This is a genomic window from Paenibacillus rhizoplanae (genome assembly GCF_042684125.1).
In the GTDB taxonomy this organism is placed as follows: Bacteria; Bacillota; Bacilli; order Paenibacillales; family Paenibacillaceae; genus Paenibacillus_AQ; species Paenibacillus_AQ rhizoplanae.
The window spans coordinates 18,924-33,596 of record NZ_JBHUKY010000010.1 but is presented as its reverse complement, the minus strand read 5'-3'; the positions used below and the strand labels follow the sequence as shown (position 1 = coordinate 33,596).

Sequence of the window (14,673 nt, the reverse complement as noted above, 5' to 3'; positions counted from 1 at the left end):
AAGCATTACCCTGCCCTGAGTTCGCGGAAACATCCGCCCTTAAGCAATGCTTGCATCTTCCTCTCCTTCCACTAAGCGGAAAAACCTGTTAATCCTTCGTTAATACTTGACGTATTACGCTTCCCTGTACTATCTTGATAGTTAACAGTTATGGGATTCATACTGACTCAAGGTACAGGAAGGTGATGCTTCATGTTTCAAGCCATGCCTTATGATGGCACTCGCAGCGAACGGTTCGAAGCCGTTCTAAGCCAGCTCGGGGCACTGATGGAGGGTGAACCGAACGCCATTGCCAACTTGGCCAACGCTTCGGCGCTGTTAAAGCTCTCTCTACCGGACACCAACTGGACCGGTTTCTACTTGTATGACGGCAAAGAGCTGGTGCTCGGCCCCTTCCAGGGACTTCCGGCCTGCATCCGGATTCCGCTGGGCCGCGGCGTCTGCGGAACCGCAGCCGCTGAGCGCCGCACGCTAGTGGTCGGCGATGTTCATGCCTTCCCGGGGCATATTGCCTGTGATGCTGCCTCCAATAGTGAGATTGTCGTTCCGCTGGTCAAAGGGGACACCCTCTATGGCGTACTGGATATCGACAGCCCGCTCAAGCACCGCTTCGACGACGAGGAGCGCCGCTTCCTTGAACGGTTCGCAGCCATGGTATCCGAGGTGCTGTAAGGGCATCCTTCCTCATCAGCAGTAAATAAGGCAAGAACCGGAAAGAAGCCGCCCCACCGCAGGAATGATTCCTGGATGGGGCGGCTTTTTGCTGCTCAGATTATACCGTCCGGAGCTGCGGCGTTACAGCCGGACCGGATTGATATGCCAGATCTCGGAGGCGTAGCGGCTAATCGTATTGTCGCTGGAGAATTTGCCGGAATGGCCGATATTGATAATGGACTTCTTCAGCCACTCCTTCTGATTCCGGTAAGCCAAGTCAATCTTGACATGGGTCTCCACATAGCTGGCGAAATCCTTAAGCACGAAGAATTCGTCATTGTTGTCAATCAGTGACTGGAAGAGCGTATCGAACTCCTGGGCATGGGAGCAGAAGGGGCCTGGGACGATTAGCTGATCCAAGACTTCTTTTACCCTACCGTCGCCATTATAGATATCGCGGGCGTGGTATCCGCCGTACTGGTAATAATCAAGTACTTGCTCTGCCCGGAGGCCGAACAGGAACATATTATTGTCTCCTACCATCTCATGCATCTCCACGTTAGCCCCGTCCATGGTTCCGATCGTCAGCGCACCGTTCATCATGAACTTCATATTGCCGGTACCGGAAGCTTCCTTGCTCGCCGTGGAGATCTGCTCGCTAACATCGGCGGCCGGAATAATCTTCTCCGCCAAGGATACCGAATAATTCTCCAGGAAGAAGATACGGATCTTCCCGTTAATGTCCGGATCTTTGTTCACTACATCAGCCACTGTATTGATCAGCTTAATGATCCGCTTGGCCAGATGGTAGCTTGGAGCAGCCTTGGCACCGAAGATGAAGGTACGCGGGATGATATTAATCGAAGGATTATCTTTGATCTGATTATACAGATGCATAATATGAAGTACATTCAGCAACTGGCGCTTGTAGGCATGCAGGCGCTTCACCTGAACGTCGAAGATCGAGTCCGGGTCTACCTGAATGCCGTGCTTACTGGTAATATACTCCGCCAGATGCAGCTTGTTGCGGCGTTTGATGGCGGCCACCTGCTCCTGGAAGGAGGCGTCCTCGCTGTACTTGATCAGCCCGATCATCTCCTGGGGCTGATGCATCCAGCGGGTGCCGATGGATTCGCTGATCAGTCCGGCAAGCTCAGGATTGGCATGCTGCAGCCAGCGGCGGTGTGTGATGCCGTTGGTCTTGTTATTGAAGCGGTGCGGATACATCTCATTGAACAGGCGCATCTCACGCTTCTGCAGAATCTCCGTATGCAGTGCCGCTACACCGTTCACACTGTGGCTGGCAACAATCGCCAGATGCGCCATCCGCACCTGATCATCATGGATGATCGCCATCTGATTGATCCGGTCCTGGTCTCCGGGATATTTGCTCATCAGCTCGCCACAGAAGCGGGCGTTAATCTCCTCAATAATCAGGAAGATGCGCGGAAGCAGCTCTCTGACCATGCCGATCGGCCACTTCTCCAGTGCCTCGCTCAGAATGGTATGATTCGTATACGACACCATACGGGTCGTCATATCCCAAGCCTGATCCCAGCCCAGATTATAGACATCCATCAGGATGCGCATCAGCTCCGGGATCAACAGCGTAGGATGTGTATCATTGATATGCAGGGCAACCTTGTCCGGCAGGTTCTCAATCGGCACGCCCGTCTTAGCGAAGGTCCGTATAATGCTCTGCAGACCGGCACTGCACAGGAAATATTGCTGCTTCAGCCGAAGCAGCTTGCCTTCGTACTGGGAATCATCTGGATACAGGAATTCCGAGATGGATTCCACGGACCGCTTGTATTCCAGGAACTTGTGATAATCCGAACCGCCCAGAGAACCGAAGACTCTCGAAGGCTGGGTGATAGACTCGGCACTCCAGTTCCGCAGTGTGTTCACATGTCTGCGGTCTGCACCGATGACCGGGATATCATAAGGAACCGCCCGTACCGCTTCATAATCCTTGTGTTCAAACACAAGTTCATTGTTCTCCCAGCGGGTATCCACCTGTCCCCAGAACCGCACCTCTACCTGCTTGTCTTCGCGGCGCACTTCCCACACATTATCATTCTGCAGCCAATAGTCTGGCAGCTCTACCTGATAGCCGTCTACAATCTTCTGCTCGAACAGGCCGTATTTATAACGGATGCCGCAGCCGTGTCCTGCATATTGCAGGGAAGCGAGCGAATCCAGGAAGCAGGCAGCCAGACGGCCCAGCCCCCCGTTGCCCAGACCGGCATCCGCTTCTACCTCTTCGATATCCTGCAGACAGAACCCCAGATCCGCGAGTCCCTCGCGGACAACCTCCAGCACGCCCATATTCAGCAGGTTATTGCCCAGCAGCCTGCCGATCAGGAACTCCATGGAGAAATAATACACCTGCTTATCCTTGTCGATCTTGAACTTCTGATTAGTGGCAGCCCAGTCCTTACCGGCACTCTCACGGATCATGTTGCCGAGAATATTATAAATATCAGCATTGGAAGCTTCCTCAAGCGGCTTGCCTAATTTCCCGATGAGTTTCTCACGGAACACTTGCTTGAAAGTCTCTTTATCGTTGAACAACGGCAGGTTCCTCCTAACAGATACTTGTATTTGTAGAAATTAGTGCCTATTACAACACTGGATCAGAAGAAATGCCCCGAAGTGGAACATTTCCCCTGATCCAGATATTATATCTTGCTGCTCTTGGCTATGACAAATGGACGCCTGCTGTCTCCAACGAGTATCCGGTCTTTGCTGAGATGCACATCTTTGTCCATGATCACATTCTCGATCACGGCATTCTCCTCAATCACGCATTTCTGCATAATAACAGAGTTAATAATCCTCGCACCCTTACGAATCTGCACGCCCCGGAAAATGACGCTGTTCTCCACCGTCCCGGCGATTATACAACCGTTGGCCACCAGCGAGTTGCTGACCGACGCACTATCCAGATAACGGGTAGGCGCCTCGTATTTAATCTTGGTCTGCACCGGATTCTCTTTGAACAGGCCAAAGTAATTCTCCTGCTTCAGCAGCTCCAGACTGTTCTTATAGTAACTCTCCAGCGAATTGATAACGGCATGGTAACCCTTATATTCATAGGCGGAGATTTTGAATTTGTGGCGGTTCTTCTGAATGGCATCGCGGAAGAAATAGCTCTCGCCATGGGCAATGCAATGCTCCACCTGCTCCAGGAACAGCTTCTTCTCCATAATGAAGATGTCCAGATACACATTCGGATGATGCTTCTCATGGTGAATATTCGTAACGAGGTTGTCTTCATTAAGCTCGACCCGCAGACACGGATCATGCTCCGGCTGAAGCTCGTCAATCTGCTTGTAGACCATCGTTACATCCGCGCCCTGCTCCAGGTGATACTGATAGAGGTCCTGCAGATCCACCGTGTTAATGTGCTGGCTGCCGGAGAAAACGATGTATTTGGCCGAAGCCCTTTTGAAGAAATCCAGATTGTTATGATAATGCTGCAGGTCTCCCAGGGAGGTGTCCGTAGGGTCATTCCAGTCCGGCGGCAGGATGAACAGTCCGCCGTGCTTACGGTTCATATCCCACGATTTGCCGTCACCGAGATGATCCATCAGCGACCGGTATTTGCGGCGGACGAACAGTCCCACGCTCTCCAGCTCTGCACGCATCATGTTGGATAAGACGAAATCTATCAGCCGGTACCGGCTGGCGAAGGGGACCGCTGCCCCGCAGCGGAAATAGGTCAGTTCATTTAAATTATCCAATTCATGATCAAGATTAATTACGCCCATAAGCTCTTTCATCGGAATCCCCCGTCCTCTTGTGGTTATATGGTTTTGGCTGCTACAGATTTGAGCTTCTTGCTTCGTTTGTCGATCAGCAGAATTTCATTCTCATTCTCCCGGTCGGCGCCGATTTCCATATTATCCTCAATGACCGTGTTCTGACTGATGATGGCTTTGTGAATTCTCACGTTCTTGCCGATCTTCACCTTGGGCATAATGACAGAGTCGGTGATGACACTGCCTTCGCCCACTTCAACCCCGTAAAAGAGGACGGAGTGCCTCACCTCGCCATGCACGATGCAGCCCTCATTAATGATGCAGCTCGATACCTTGGCTCCCGGCGCCACATATTGTGCAGGCTGATTCGGATTACGGGTGAAGATTCTCCAGCCGGTATCATTCAGGTTCAAGGGAGGCGTATCGCTCAGAAGATCCATATTCGCTTCCCACAGACTGTCTACCGTACCCACATCTCTCCAGTAGCCTTCGAATGGATAAGCATAGAGGGATTGGCCTTCACCCAGCATCATCGGAATAATATCCTTGCCGAAGTCATGTGAGGAGCCGGCGTTCTCTCCGTCCTCCAGCAGATGCTTGCGCAGAACATCCCATTTGAAAATATATACACCCATTGAAGCAAGTGTGCTCTTAGGCTGGGCTGGCTTCTCATCGAACTCGTAGATCTTCAGATCATCTTCCGTATTCAGTATGCCGAAGCGGCTCGCTTCCTCCAGCGGAACGTCAATGACCGAGATGGTGCAGTCCGCGTTCTTGGATTTGTGATATTGCAGCATGGCATGATAATCCATCTTGTAAATATGGTCTCCCGACAGAATTAACACATGCTCCGGATCGAACTGATCCACAAACTTGAGATTGCGGTAAATGGCATCCGCCGTTCCCCGGTACCAGCTGCTTCCATTCTCCCGTTCATGCGGAGGCAATACAAATACGCCGCCATCCTTGCGGTTCAGATCCCAGTCGCTGCCGACTCCGATATACGAATGCAGCACCAGCGGTTCATATTGTGTCAGCACACCCACGGTATCGATGCCCGAATTCGAGCAATTACTTAGGGGGAAGTCGATGATGCGGTAGGTTCCTCCGAAATAAACAGCCGGTTTGGCAATCGATTTGGTCAAACTTTTTAATCTTTTCCCTTGGCCTCCCGCCAACAGCATGGCTACCATCTCTTTTTTCTTCATGGAAGAGCCTCCTTGACTTATGGGTAGTGAAACATGTAATAAATTAGGTTGAATGAATGAAGCTGTGAAGTGTAGACCTAAGTAAATACCCTAAAAAGAAGTGTTGTGAAAAGATGTAGCCCAAAAGAAATGCAGAGACAGGATGAATACGGGTGATACGGGGAGGAAAACTGCTGATCGGGATATATTCTATCCTTTTATTCTAATAGTGTTCTATACCCGCCGTCAAAACCCTTTATTGCCTGCCTTATTTCTAACTATATTTCATACTTAATGACGTAAAATATCTCTATAATTAGATTAACCATTATGATTAACCGTAATCAGCACGAATGAATCGAAGCCTTGGCTCCAAAGACCTATTTTCAGCAAACCTTCAACCTGAGACTTCATACTATGGACATACTATAATATTAAATTTACTTAATATGGAGGAACTGCCAATGAAATCAGCACAAGGTGTCCGATTGCTCCTGGTGGATGATGAGCCTCATATCCTCCAGTTCCTGGAGCTGGGCCTGATCAACGAAGGCTTTGAGGTACAGACGGCCGCAGATGGGGCCGAAGCCCTGGCTGCGGCGGCTGACTTCAAGCCGCATGTAGTCATCCTCGACGTCATGATGCCCGGCATGGACGGCTTCGAGGTCTGCCGGTCCCTCCGTGCCGAGGAAGCGGAGGTGGCGATCATCATGCTGACCGCTAAGGATGAAGTGGACGACCGCGTGACGGGCCTGTCTCTGGGCGCAGATGATTATATGGTGAAGCCGTTCAGCTTCGATGAGCTGCTGGCCCGGATTCAGGCACGGCTGCGCAACCAGTTCCCCGGCCTGCTCGGCGAGGTGCGCTGCGGCCCCTTCCGGATTGACGGCCGCCGCAAAGAGATCCGCCATAAGGAGGAGGTGCTGGAGCTGTCTCCGACGGAGTATGAGCTGCTGCAGTATCTGGTGATTAACCACGGGCTGGTCCTGAGCAAGCCGATGATTCTCGACAAGGTATGGGGCTATGATTTCGGCGGAGAGGAGAATATTGTGGAGGTCTATATCCGCTCCCTCCGGGAGAAGCTCGGTGATAAGGAGCACCGGATTATCCGTACCCTGCGCGGGGCAGGGTACCGTGTGGATCTGTTATGACGGCCCGGACCCGGAGGCTCACGGGCAGATTCCATGCTCCGCGTTCCCTGCGCAAGCAGCTGCTCGCCGCCTCGCTGCTCATTCTCTCGGGCTTGCTTATTCTGATTGGCACACTCCAGTATGTACTCATGCGGAATTTCATATACAGCAACCGGGCGGAGGCGATGGAGACCCAGATACGCTCCGTGCCGTATGAAATCTTCAATAGTACAGGCAGCAGACGGCCGGGTGGAGACCGCCGTCCTCTGCTGCTGGACGCCCATACTACCCTCGCTATCTACAGCCAGGACGGCAGCTTCAGGGATTTGCAGGACGAGACCCTATCCGCTTCGCCTGCACCTAGAATGAGCAGTGAGGCCTATAACCGGCTGCTGATGCTCCCCCCGGACAAGCGGGGCGGGGATTACCAGCTGATTACAGCCGGGGATGGCAGCGAGCATCTGGCGGTCTTCATGAATCTGGGCAGACCCGGTGCTGCCCGGATGCTCCTGCAGATGACGGTGGAGACAGGACCGCTGAGGGATGTCATCCTGCAGCAGCTGCTTATCTTCGGCGCATTGTCGGTAGCGGCTCTGCTCGCCGGGCTGCTGCTGTATTTGCCTGCGCTGCGCAAGACGCTGGTCCCCTTATCCAACATGGGGCGTTCGGCCCAGATCATCGATGCCGGCAATCTTAATGTGCGGTTCCCTGAGGAGCAGGGCCAGCTTGAGATCGACCAGCTCGCCCAGTCCTTCAACGGCATGCTGGAGCGGCTGGAGATTTCGTTCAAGAATGAGCGGGAGGCGAAGGAGCAGATGCGCCGGTTTGCCGCCGATGCTTCCCATGAGCTGCGGACGCCGCTGACGTCCATCTACGGCTTCCTGGAGGTGCTGCTGCGCGGAGCCGCCGATAACCGGGAGCAGCTGTACAGCGCGCTGAACAGCATGCACGGTGAAGCTAAGCGGATTAACAAGCTGGTGGAGGACCTGCTTCTGCTCGCCCGGATGGACGGCGCGCCCCGGCTGCGGGTCAAGCAGGTACTGCTGGGCGAGCTGATCGACGACATGCAGCCGCAGCTCCAGGTACTGGCCGGAGAGCGGCAGGTCGTCTTCGATCTAGCCTGCGGCATCCGGTGCCTGGTTGATCCTGACCAGATCAGACAGGTCCTTCTTAATCTATTCCACAATGCGGTTCAGCATACCGATGCGGCCAAGGGCATCATCCATATATCGCTGCATGCTGGGGGAGAACTGGGAGAACTGGCAGAGCTGACCGTGAAGGATAACGGCTCCGGCATCTCTGCGGAGCATATCCCGTATGTCTTCGACCGGTTCTACCGCAGCGATTCCTCCCGCACACGCAAATACGGCGGCTCCGGGCTAGGATTATCGATTACGAGGTCCATTGCCGAGGCACATCAGGGAGAAGTTACTGTCTCCAGCACCCCGGGTGAGGGCGCTGCCTTCAAGGTCTCGCTTCCTTGTTCGCCAGATTAGCCAATGAGCTGTAAATAGCGATATAATAGTTAGCAGAAACGAAGCGAGTTTTGCGATGTGATTCAACGAGGTTTATGCTATCAAAACTTAAGCGCATGCTTTCGAAGCTAGTTTTGCGAAGTGAGTCAATGAAGAGTATGCTACCAAAACTTTTAGGAGGTTATCTCATGTACGAAATCGCCATTATCGGTGCCGGTCCTGCCGGTGCAAGCGCCGCCCTGTTCGCTGCCAAGGCCGGCAAAAAAACACTGCTGATTGACAACGACAAAGGTATGACCCGCAGAGGCTGGTATGAGAATTATTACGGGATTAGCGAGATCGGCGGACCTGATCTGGTAGAAACCGGACATAAGCAGGCCGTGAAGTTCGGGGCCGAGCTGGTTGCCGGACAGGCCACCTCGCTGGAAGCAGGCGGTGAGGGCTTCGTCATCGGGACGGAGAGCGGAGCTACTTATGAAGCTATGCATGTTGTGCTGGCGACAGGTGTTCTGACGGATCTGGCTGCCGCAGCCGGGGTAACAACCAAGGAGGGTACGGAGCCAAGAATCAAGACGGTGATTGCCGCCACACCGGAAGGCAGAACCAACATCGACGGAATCTGGGCCGCCGGAACCGTTGCCGGAATGAGTGTCCACGCGATTATCACTGCCGGGGACGGCGCCAAGGTGGCCGTCAACATCATCAGTGAGCTGAACGGCGCACGGTATGTAGATCACGATTTGCTGAAGGCTTAGCAAATGGTACAGAAGAACCGCCTTTCCTTTTGGAGGAGAGGCGGTTTTTTTGTGAAAATATAAGGACTTGTGCAGAAGGAATAATGTTATTTGTTGAGACTGGCGACTCTCTGCTCCTGTGCGCTCTGCTGCGGCCTGCCATTGTAGAATTCCTGAACGATGTAGAGGGGACGGCCCTTCGATTCATCATAGATCCGTCCGACATACTCCCCGAGAATACCCAGCATGAGCAGTACGAACCCGTTGAAGGTCAAGGTGATTCCGATCATCGATGCCCATCCCTTTACGGCTGCGTCTGTAAAGAGCACCAGATACAGTACGTACATCAGGTACAGAAAACCGGATGCGGACAGCAGCGCTCCAAGCACGCCCGCCAGCTTCAGCGGCTTATAGGAGAAGGAGGTAATGCCGTCCAGCGACAGCTTCAGCATCCGTCTGAACGGATATTTGGTCTCTCCGGCCAGCCGCTCCTCCCGCTCGTATTCTATCGCCGTCTGGCGGAATCCGACCCAGCTGACCAGACCGCGCACGAAGCGGTTCTTCTCGGGCAGACGCTTCAGCTCGTCGCAGACCCTGCGGTCCATCAGGCGGAAATCGCCGGTATCCACCGGAATGGAGATATCTGTCGAATAACGCAGCACCCGGTAAAATAAGCTGGCCGTCCACTTTTTGAACAGGGACTCTCCGTTTCGCTTGATCCGCTTGGCATACACGACCTGGTAGCCTTGCTTCCACTCCGCAATCATCTCCGGAATCAGCTCGGGCGGATCCTGGAGATCCGCGTCAATGATCACAACCGCATCGCCCAGTGCATAATCCATCCCTGCTGTAATAGCAACCTGATGCCCGAAATTGCGGGACAGATCGATCAGCTTCACACTTTCATCCCAATAGCTGTATTCCTCGATCATCTGTGCGCAGTTGTCGGTGCTGCCGTCATTGACGAAGATCAGCTCGTAGGGCTCGCCGGTGGCGCCCATTACTTTGCGGATGCGCCGGTAGGTCTCCTGAATAACAGCCTCTTCATTGAACATCGGTATAATAATGGAATAGCGCACTTGGATACTCATGGGCAGCTCCTCCTCGAAAGTAGTAAGGAAGCGCGCCGGCACACGACCGGTATACGCGCTCCTTGTTCTCCTGCTCCCGCAGGTTAGTTCAGGGTTATCTCGTAAAGGGTTCCGGCATTGCCGCTGTTCTCTGTTCCCTGCCAGTCTGCGGCCGGAATCTCTGTCCCGTTCTTGGTGATCCATTCCGTAATCTCCGAGCTGCCGCCTCCACGCCCCCCGCCCATGCCGCCGCTGGTGACCAGGAAGTACTTCACCTGCCCGCTCTCTACAAGCTCCTTCAGGGTGTCGGGGGTGTAAGGCGTATCTGACGCATTGAAGCCGTTCAGGATAACAACCTGCTCCCCTTCGTCGATGATATACGGGCCTGCTGTTCCATAATCCATCGCTGCGAACAGATATTTCTCGCCGGTATTATGCTTCTTGAGATAGGTCAGCAGAGACTCATTGATTCCGGCAGCGTTATTCCTTCCCCCCATGCCGCCCATGTTGGGCATGTTGGGCATGTCAGGCATGTTGCCCATTGCGCCCATTCCGAAGGAGCTGCCGCTATCGGGTCCTGCTGCTGGCGTCATGCTATTATTGCCGTAGACAAGCGGTGTGAACGCCCAATAGAGCGGGCCAATCAGTAGCACTAGCAACCCCGTTACCGCTGCGGCATGCAGCCAGGAAGACTTATCGCGTACCGCCTTGAGCAGCGGCAGTATCACCAGCAGTATAGTCATTGCAAGACCTGCTGCCAAAATACCGTAGGACCAGCCGCTGCCGATGGTATCGTCGTACGGCCGGATAATGTACACCTCAAGCACCGTTGTAGCCAGCACGGCTGCGGGCAGCAGCCAGGACAGCCAGGCCTTCCGCTCCTTATAGTAGCTCCAGAGCTGAGACCAGCCTGCACCTGCCAGCGCCGCCACCGGCGGAGCCATCATGATCAGGTAATACTGGTGGAAGAAGCCGGCGATGCTGAAGAATCCCATGACCGGAACCAGCCAGGCCAGCCAGAAGATGGCTTCCTTATGCTGCCGGGTGAAGCTCCTGCGGCGCAGGCTGGCCAAGATCCCGATGCTGCCAAACAGCACGAACGGCAGCAGCCAGCTCGCCTGGCCGGACAGCTCCTGCTGGAACAGCCGCAGCGGACCGGCAGTGCCTGTGTTGAACATGCCGCCGCCGTTCATTCCTCCGCGTCCGTTCGGGCCGCCGAACCCGCCGAATCCGCCTTCCGCTCCTTCTCCGCGCCGTCCGCCGTCCTGACCGCCCGGCACCATTCCGCCACCGCGTCCGTCCTGGCCTGGAGCAGTCCCGCCGCTGTCACGGCTCTGATTGTCCCCGGCGGCGGAATCTCGGCCGTTCGTCGCCCCTTGCCCGTCTGCGCCCCCTTGCCCGCCAGCTCCATCCATGGCCGGGAATTCACCGCTATAGTCCGGCATTTCCCCGTTCATTCCGGGCATGCCGCCACCGCCGAAGCCGCCGCTTCCGGCTCCCCCAGTGCTGCGGTCACCGGTCAGACGGGACACACCGTTATAGCCAAAAGCCAAACCCAGCACAGAGTTGGTGCCACTGCTACCGATGTAAGGCCGCTTATCCGCCGGAATGGAATCTACAATTACCGCCCAGGATAGAGAGACTGCCAGGAGTACGGCAGTGCAGGCTGCAAGGGTGCCGGTTTTCTTTTTCCAGTTCATCTTTGCTGCCAGGAGATAGAATAGATAAAAGGCCGGAAGTACCATATAAGCCTGCAGCATCTTCTCATTGAAGGCGACACCGATGAGCCCGAAGGCAGCCAGCAGGCTGCCAAGCCGGTGGGTCTGGGTGCCCCGGAAGAGAAACCAAGCCGCCAACAGCAGTGTGAACACCAGCAGCGTATCAATATTGTTCGTGCGGCTTACCGCCGCTGCTACTGGAGTAGCGGCCATAACGAGCGCTGCAAGCCTTGCCGCCGCCCGTCCGAAGGTTGGCTTCACCAGCAGATAGACTAAGAGTACCGAGCCTACACCGCTGAGCACCTGCGGCAGAATGACACTCCAGCCATGCAGTCCGAAGACCAGCGCACTTAAGGTCTGCAGCCAGAAGGTGACCGGCGGCTTATCCACTGTTACAGACCCTGCTGAATCCAGGGAAGCGAAGAAGAAGTTATGGAAGCTCTGCAGCATGCTGCCCACGGCGGTTGTATAGTACGTATTAGCATATTGGTCATTCCAGATTCCGTATCCGTACAGGACGGCTGCCAGCAGCATAATCATTAGCAGGACAACATCGGTACCCGGCCTCTTCAGTAATTTCATCGTTTGATCCACTCCGATTCGTTCATTTCTTAGGTGTATTATGGCATCCGTACCTTAACCGGCAATGAATGCCCGCTGAATGTTTGCTGAACGTGCCGGAAGCACAGGACACAAGTGGAAACGGCTTTGCCGTCCTTTGAAAGGACGGTACCGTTTCAGCGAGAAATAGAAGAATAAGTTATCGTGTGAAACATATAAATTCTTATATTTAGACAAATACCCCACTCGGAGATGCATCCAAGTGGGGTATTTATTAGAGTTGCTACTTCCTTTACGGCTTACGGGCCAGCGCTGCTACCTTGTTCAGGGTGTTCCAGTTGCGCGCGGTAAGTGCCGTTCCCAGCAGCTTGTCGAACGGCACCTTGAACAGCGGCGACTTGCTTACACTCACTTCATAGAAGGCATACAGCTCCCTGCCGATCACCCGCACCTTATCGGCTCCATCCTCATAGGGGCGGAGCTTCTCCAGCGCCTCAGCGGCTGGCTCCGCTGCCAGGAACGAGACATACAGACGCTTGTAGGCTTCCTGTTCACTCTGCGGGAACGGATTGCCGGCAATGACCGCCTCCAGCTCCTCCAGAGAACGGATCATCACCGGCACCTCAAAGCCGAAGGTCTCCTGAATCCGCTGGCTGATCGTCCCGGCGAGCAGAGAAGCGGAGGTCTCTTCACTCTCGAACACAACGTTGCCGCTCTGAATATAGGTCCGCACCTTCCCGTACTTAAGCGCTTCGAACATCGCCGTAAGTGCTTGCATCTTAATGATTTTATTGCCGCCGACATTAATGCCGCGCAGCAAGGCAATGTATGTATTCATCTGCACTTCCGCCTCCTCTATACAGTCTGTTGCCCTCAGCTCTATGCTCTCAGATGTCTGCGGATCTCGCGGACCAGCAGTTCCTTCTCGGGAACCGGAAGGCCTTCTACCAGCCGTGCCGCCGCTACCGGCAGTATCCAAGGGTTAATATCAGCTAGCGTCATGCCTGACAGCTTCAGATACCTGCGGACATATTGCGCGGTCAGCCGCTTCCTGGCAAATCCCAGGAACCCCTTAGTGAACATAGAAGCCCGCTCAGGCAAGGCCCCGATACTGAACATGATTACCGACCGTGCAACATCCGCTGCAGGATTGCCGCGGACGCCGGTCATCCAGTCAATGACCCACAGCTTATCGTCCATCAGGATATTGTCCGGGTGGAAATCGCCATGGCATAGCTTCTCCCCGTCCGGCAGCTCTGCAAGCCGGGACAGAATCTGTGTTTTCTCCTCTGTCGCAAGCATGGGTGCAGCTATGATCTGATGTTCCAGCTGCTTCTTCTGCGCTCCAGCTTCGCCCATACCCTCAAGCTGGTGAAGACTGTAGTGCAGGCCGGCCATCTGCTTGAAGCCGCTGAAGTTCAGCCACGGCTTTCGGTTCATCTGCTGCAGCAAGGTAGGACCGGCGATCTGCTGATACACAATTCCCGGTCTGCCCTCTACCACTACCCGCTCATGGGGCTGCGGAGTAGCAACACCTTGTTCATAGACCCATTTACTGAAGCGGAATTCTAAGTCCACATACTCTTCCGGAACGTCATCGCGGTACAGCTTAAGAATCTTTCCTTCCCCGTACTCCAGCACTTCCGCCGTTCTGCCTTGACCGATTACCTTCCCCTGCATATCAATGCCCTCCCGGCTAATCCAGACTGATCCGCGAGTAAATGCTCTCATCTCCCTTTATAGTGAATCGCGGAAAAATTCATGATAGAAATTAATAATAACCAGCAGCACTGCCAGCGATTCGTTGACGCTATCCACTTCCAGAGCGTGGTTGGCATCGTCAATCCTATATACCCTTACCTGCTTCATGTTGCTAAGCTCGGCAGGATACTGCCCGGTGAACATCGGGTCACTCCCGCCGTAAATCACACTGCCCCGGCTCTGCCGGATGAACGGCAGACTCTCGGGAACAGGGGTAAGGAACAGATGCGATACCTTCTCACCCATTCCCGGCTCCGACGCCACCTTACCGGCAATAATCGTCCCCATACTCTTGCTGATGAACAGGAGCTGTTCATAGTCGGGAAGCGAAGCAAGGGCAATTTTGCATTCCTCGGCAACAATATCAATCTCTTCGCGCTTGAAGGATACTCTTGCAGCCTGGTAGCCGTATTCTAATAGCAGCAGGTCACAGCCGTATTCCCGGGCCAGCTTGCCCGCATAATCCAGCAGCGGCCGCTCGGCGGAATAATTCTGTCCCGGAAACACCACAGCCAGTACCTTGGAGCCTTGGGCGATAAGCTTATGTCTGACCTCTCTGCCCCAATGTGAGGACATTACAATGCTGGATACGCTCATCTTTAATCCACGCCTTTCCTAC

Annotated in this window: 12 protein-coding genes; 4 read left to right on the top strand and 8 right to left on the bottom strand. The window is 54.3% G+C overall.

Annotated features, from left to right (window positions below):
* The first annotated feature begins 192 nt into the window (after positions 1 to 192).
* Positions 193 to 672: a GAF domain-containing protein gene (locus ACFSX3_RS03370; RefSeq protein ID WP_339222022.1), complete on the top strand. Its 480-nt coding sequence runs from the start codon at positions 193 to 195 to the stop codon at positions 670 to 672.
* Positions 673 to 795: 123 nt separating this feature from the next.
* On the opposite strand, the gene ACFSX3_RS03365 is transcribed toward ACFSX3_RS03370, so the two are convergent.
* The 3 genes from ACFSX3_RS03365 to ACFSX3_RS03355 all read right to left on the bottom strand — a co-directional run bounded on the left by ACFSX3_RS03365 (position 796) and on the right by ACFSX3_RS03355 (position 5,626).
* Positions 796 to 3,228 carry a glycogen/starch/alpha-glucan phosphorylase gene (locus tag ACFSX3_RS03365; RefSeq protein WP_209993706.1) on the bottom strand — a complete coding sequence of 811 codons (2,433 nt, stop codon included), beginning with the start codon at positions 3,226 to 3,228 and terminating at the stop codon, positions 796 to 798.
* A 107-nt stretch (positions 3,229 to 3,335) separates the two neighbouring features.
* Positions 3,336 to 4,439 carry a glucose-1-phosphate adenylyltransferase subunit GlgD gene (gene glgD, locus ACFSX3_RS03360; protein WP_209993705.1) on the bottom strand — a complete coding sequence of 368 codons (1,104 nt, stop codon included), beginning with the start codon at positions 4,437 to 4,439 and terminating at the stop codon, positions 3,336 to 3,338.
* Between the two features lie 23 nt (positions 4,440 to 4,462).
* Positions 4,463 to 5,626: a glucose-1-phosphate adenylyltransferase gene (locus tag ACFSX3_RS03355; RefSeq protein WP_209993704.1), complete on the bottom strand. Its 1,164-nt coding sequence runs from the start codon at positions 5,624 to 5,626 to the stop codon at positions 4,463 to 4,465.
* A 443-nt stretch (positions 5,627 to 6,069) separates the two neighbouring features.
* On the opposite strand from ACFSX3_RS03355, the gene ACFSX3_RS03350 reads away from it, so the two are divergent.
* The 3 genes from ACFSX3_RS03350 to ACFSX3_RS03340 all read left to right on the top strand — a co-directional run bounded on the left by ACFSX3_RS03350 (position 6,070) and on the right by ACFSX3_RS03340 (position 8,965).
* Positions 6,070 to 6,756 carry a response regulator transcription factor gene (locus ACFSX3_RS03350; protein ID WP_209993703.1) on the top strand — a complete coding sequence of 229 codons (687 nt, stop codon included), beginning with the start codon at positions 6,070 to 6,072 and terminating at the stop codon, positions 6,754 to 6,756.
* Positions 6,753 to 8,231: a sensor histidine kinase gene (locus ACFSX3_RS03345; RefSeq protein WP_209993702.1), complete on the top strand. Its 1,479-nt coding sequence runs from the start codon at positions 6,753 to 6,755 to the stop codon at positions 8,229 to 8,231. The genes ACFSX3_RS03350 and ACFSX3_RS03345 overlap by 4 nt, the downstream gene beginning before the upstream one ends.
* A 167-nt stretch (positions 8,232 to 8,398) precedes the next feature.
* A complete protein-coding gene (locus ACFSX3_RS03340) occupies positions 8,399 to 8,965 on the top strand; it encodes an FAD-dependent oxidoreductase (protein ID WP_209993701.1) in 567 nt (188 codons plus the stop codon).
* An 86-nt stretch (positions 8,966 to 9,051) separates the two neighbouring features.
* On the opposite strand, the gene ACFSX3_RS03335 is transcribed toward ACFSX3_RS03340, so the two are convergent.
* From ACFSX3_RS03335 to ACFSX3_RS03315, 5 genes are all read right to left on the bottom strand, one after another.
* Complete coding sequence (locus ACFSX3_RS03335; RefSeq protein ID WP_209993700.1) at positions 9,052 to 10,035, bottom strand: glycosyltransferase family 2 protein; 984 nt, start codon at positions 10,033 to 10,035, stop codon at positions 9,052 to 9,054.
* 83 nt (positions 10,036 to 10,118) lie between these two features.
* Positions 10,119 to 12,314 carry a glycosyltransferase family 39 protein gene (locus ACFSX3_RS03330; protein WP_209993699.1) on the bottom strand — a complete coding sequence of 732 codons (2,196 nt, stop codon included), beginning with the start codon at positions 12,312 to 12,314 and terminating at the stop codon, positions 10,119 to 10,121.
* A 271-nt stretch (positions 12,315 to 12,585) separates the two neighbouring features.
* Positions 12,586 to 13,131: a DUF1697 domain-containing protein gene (locus tag ACFSX3_RS03325; protein ID WP_209993698.1), complete on the bottom strand. Its 546-nt coding sequence runs from the start codon at positions 13,129 to 13,131 to the stop codon at positions 12,586 to 12,588.
* A gap of 41 nt (positions 13,132 to 13,172) precedes the next feature.
* The gene (locus ACFSX3_RS03320; RefSeq protein WP_209993697.1) at positions 13,173 to 13,973 is read right to left on the bottom strand and encodes a phosphotransferase family protein; all 801 of its coding nucleotides are present in this window, start codon (positions 13,971 to 13,973) and stop codon (positions 13,173 to 13,175) included.
* Positions 13,974 to 14,030: 57 nt separating this feature from the next.
* Positions 14,031 to 14,651: a hypothetical protein gene (locus tag ACFSX3_RS03315; RefSeq protein ID WP_209993696.1), complete on the bottom strand. Its 621-nt coding sequence runs from the start codon at positions 14,649 to 14,651 to the stop codon at positions 14,031 to 14,033.
* Positions 14,652 to 14,673 lie beyond the last annotated feature (22 nt).

What these genes read in the sequence shown, in the direction of transcription:
- ACFSX3_RS03370 (WP_339222022.1), top strand. Translation starts at nt 193, where the DNA reads ATGTTTCAAGCCATGCCTTATGATGGCACTCGCAGCGAACGGTTCGAA.
- glgD (WP_209993705.1), bottom strand. Translation starts at nt 4,439, where the DNA reads ATGAAAGAGCTTATGGGCGTAATTAATCTTGATCATGAATTGGATAAT.
- ACFSX3_RS03355 (WP_209993704.1), bottom strand. Translation starts at nt 5,626, where the DNA reads ATGAAGAAAAAAGAGATGGTAGCCATGCTGTTGGCGGGAGGCCAAGGG.
- ACFSX3_RS03350 (WP_209993703.1), top strand. Translation starts at nt 6,070, where the DNA reads ATGAAATCAGCACAAGGTGTCCGATTGCTCCTGGTGGATGATGAGCCT.
- ACFSX3_RS03345 (WP_209993702.1), top strand. Translation starts at nt 6,753, where the DNA reads ATGACGGCCCGGACCCGGAGGCTCACGGGCAGATTCCATGCTCCGCGT.
- ACFSX3_RS03340 (WP_209993701.1), top strand. Translation starts at nt 8,399, where the DNA reads ATGTACGAAATCGCCATTATCGGTGCCGGTCCTGCCGGTGCAAGCGCC.
- ACFSX3_RS03335 (WP_209993700.1), bottom strand. Translation starts at nt 10,035, where the DNA reads ATGAGTATCCAAGTGCGCTATTCCATTATTATACCGATGTTCAATGAA.
- ACFSX3_RS03330 (WP_209993699.1), bottom strand. Translation starts at nt 12,314, where the DNA reads ATGAAATTACTGAAGAGGCCGGGTACCGATGTTGTCCTGCTAATGATT.
- ACFSX3_RS03325 (WP_209993698.1), bottom strand. Translation starts at nt 13,131, where the DNA reads ATGAATACATACATTGCCTTGCTGCGCGGCATTAATGTCGGCGGCAAT.
- ACFSX3_RS03320 (WP_209993697.1), bottom strand. Translation starts at nt 13,973, where the DNA reads ATGCAGGGGAAGGTAATCGGTCAAGGCAGAACGGCGGAAGTGCTGGAG.
- ACFSX3_RS03315 (WP_209993696.1), bottom strand. Translation starts at nt 14,651, where the DNA reads ATGAGCGTATCCAGCATTGTAATGTCCTCACATTGGGGCAGAGAGGTC.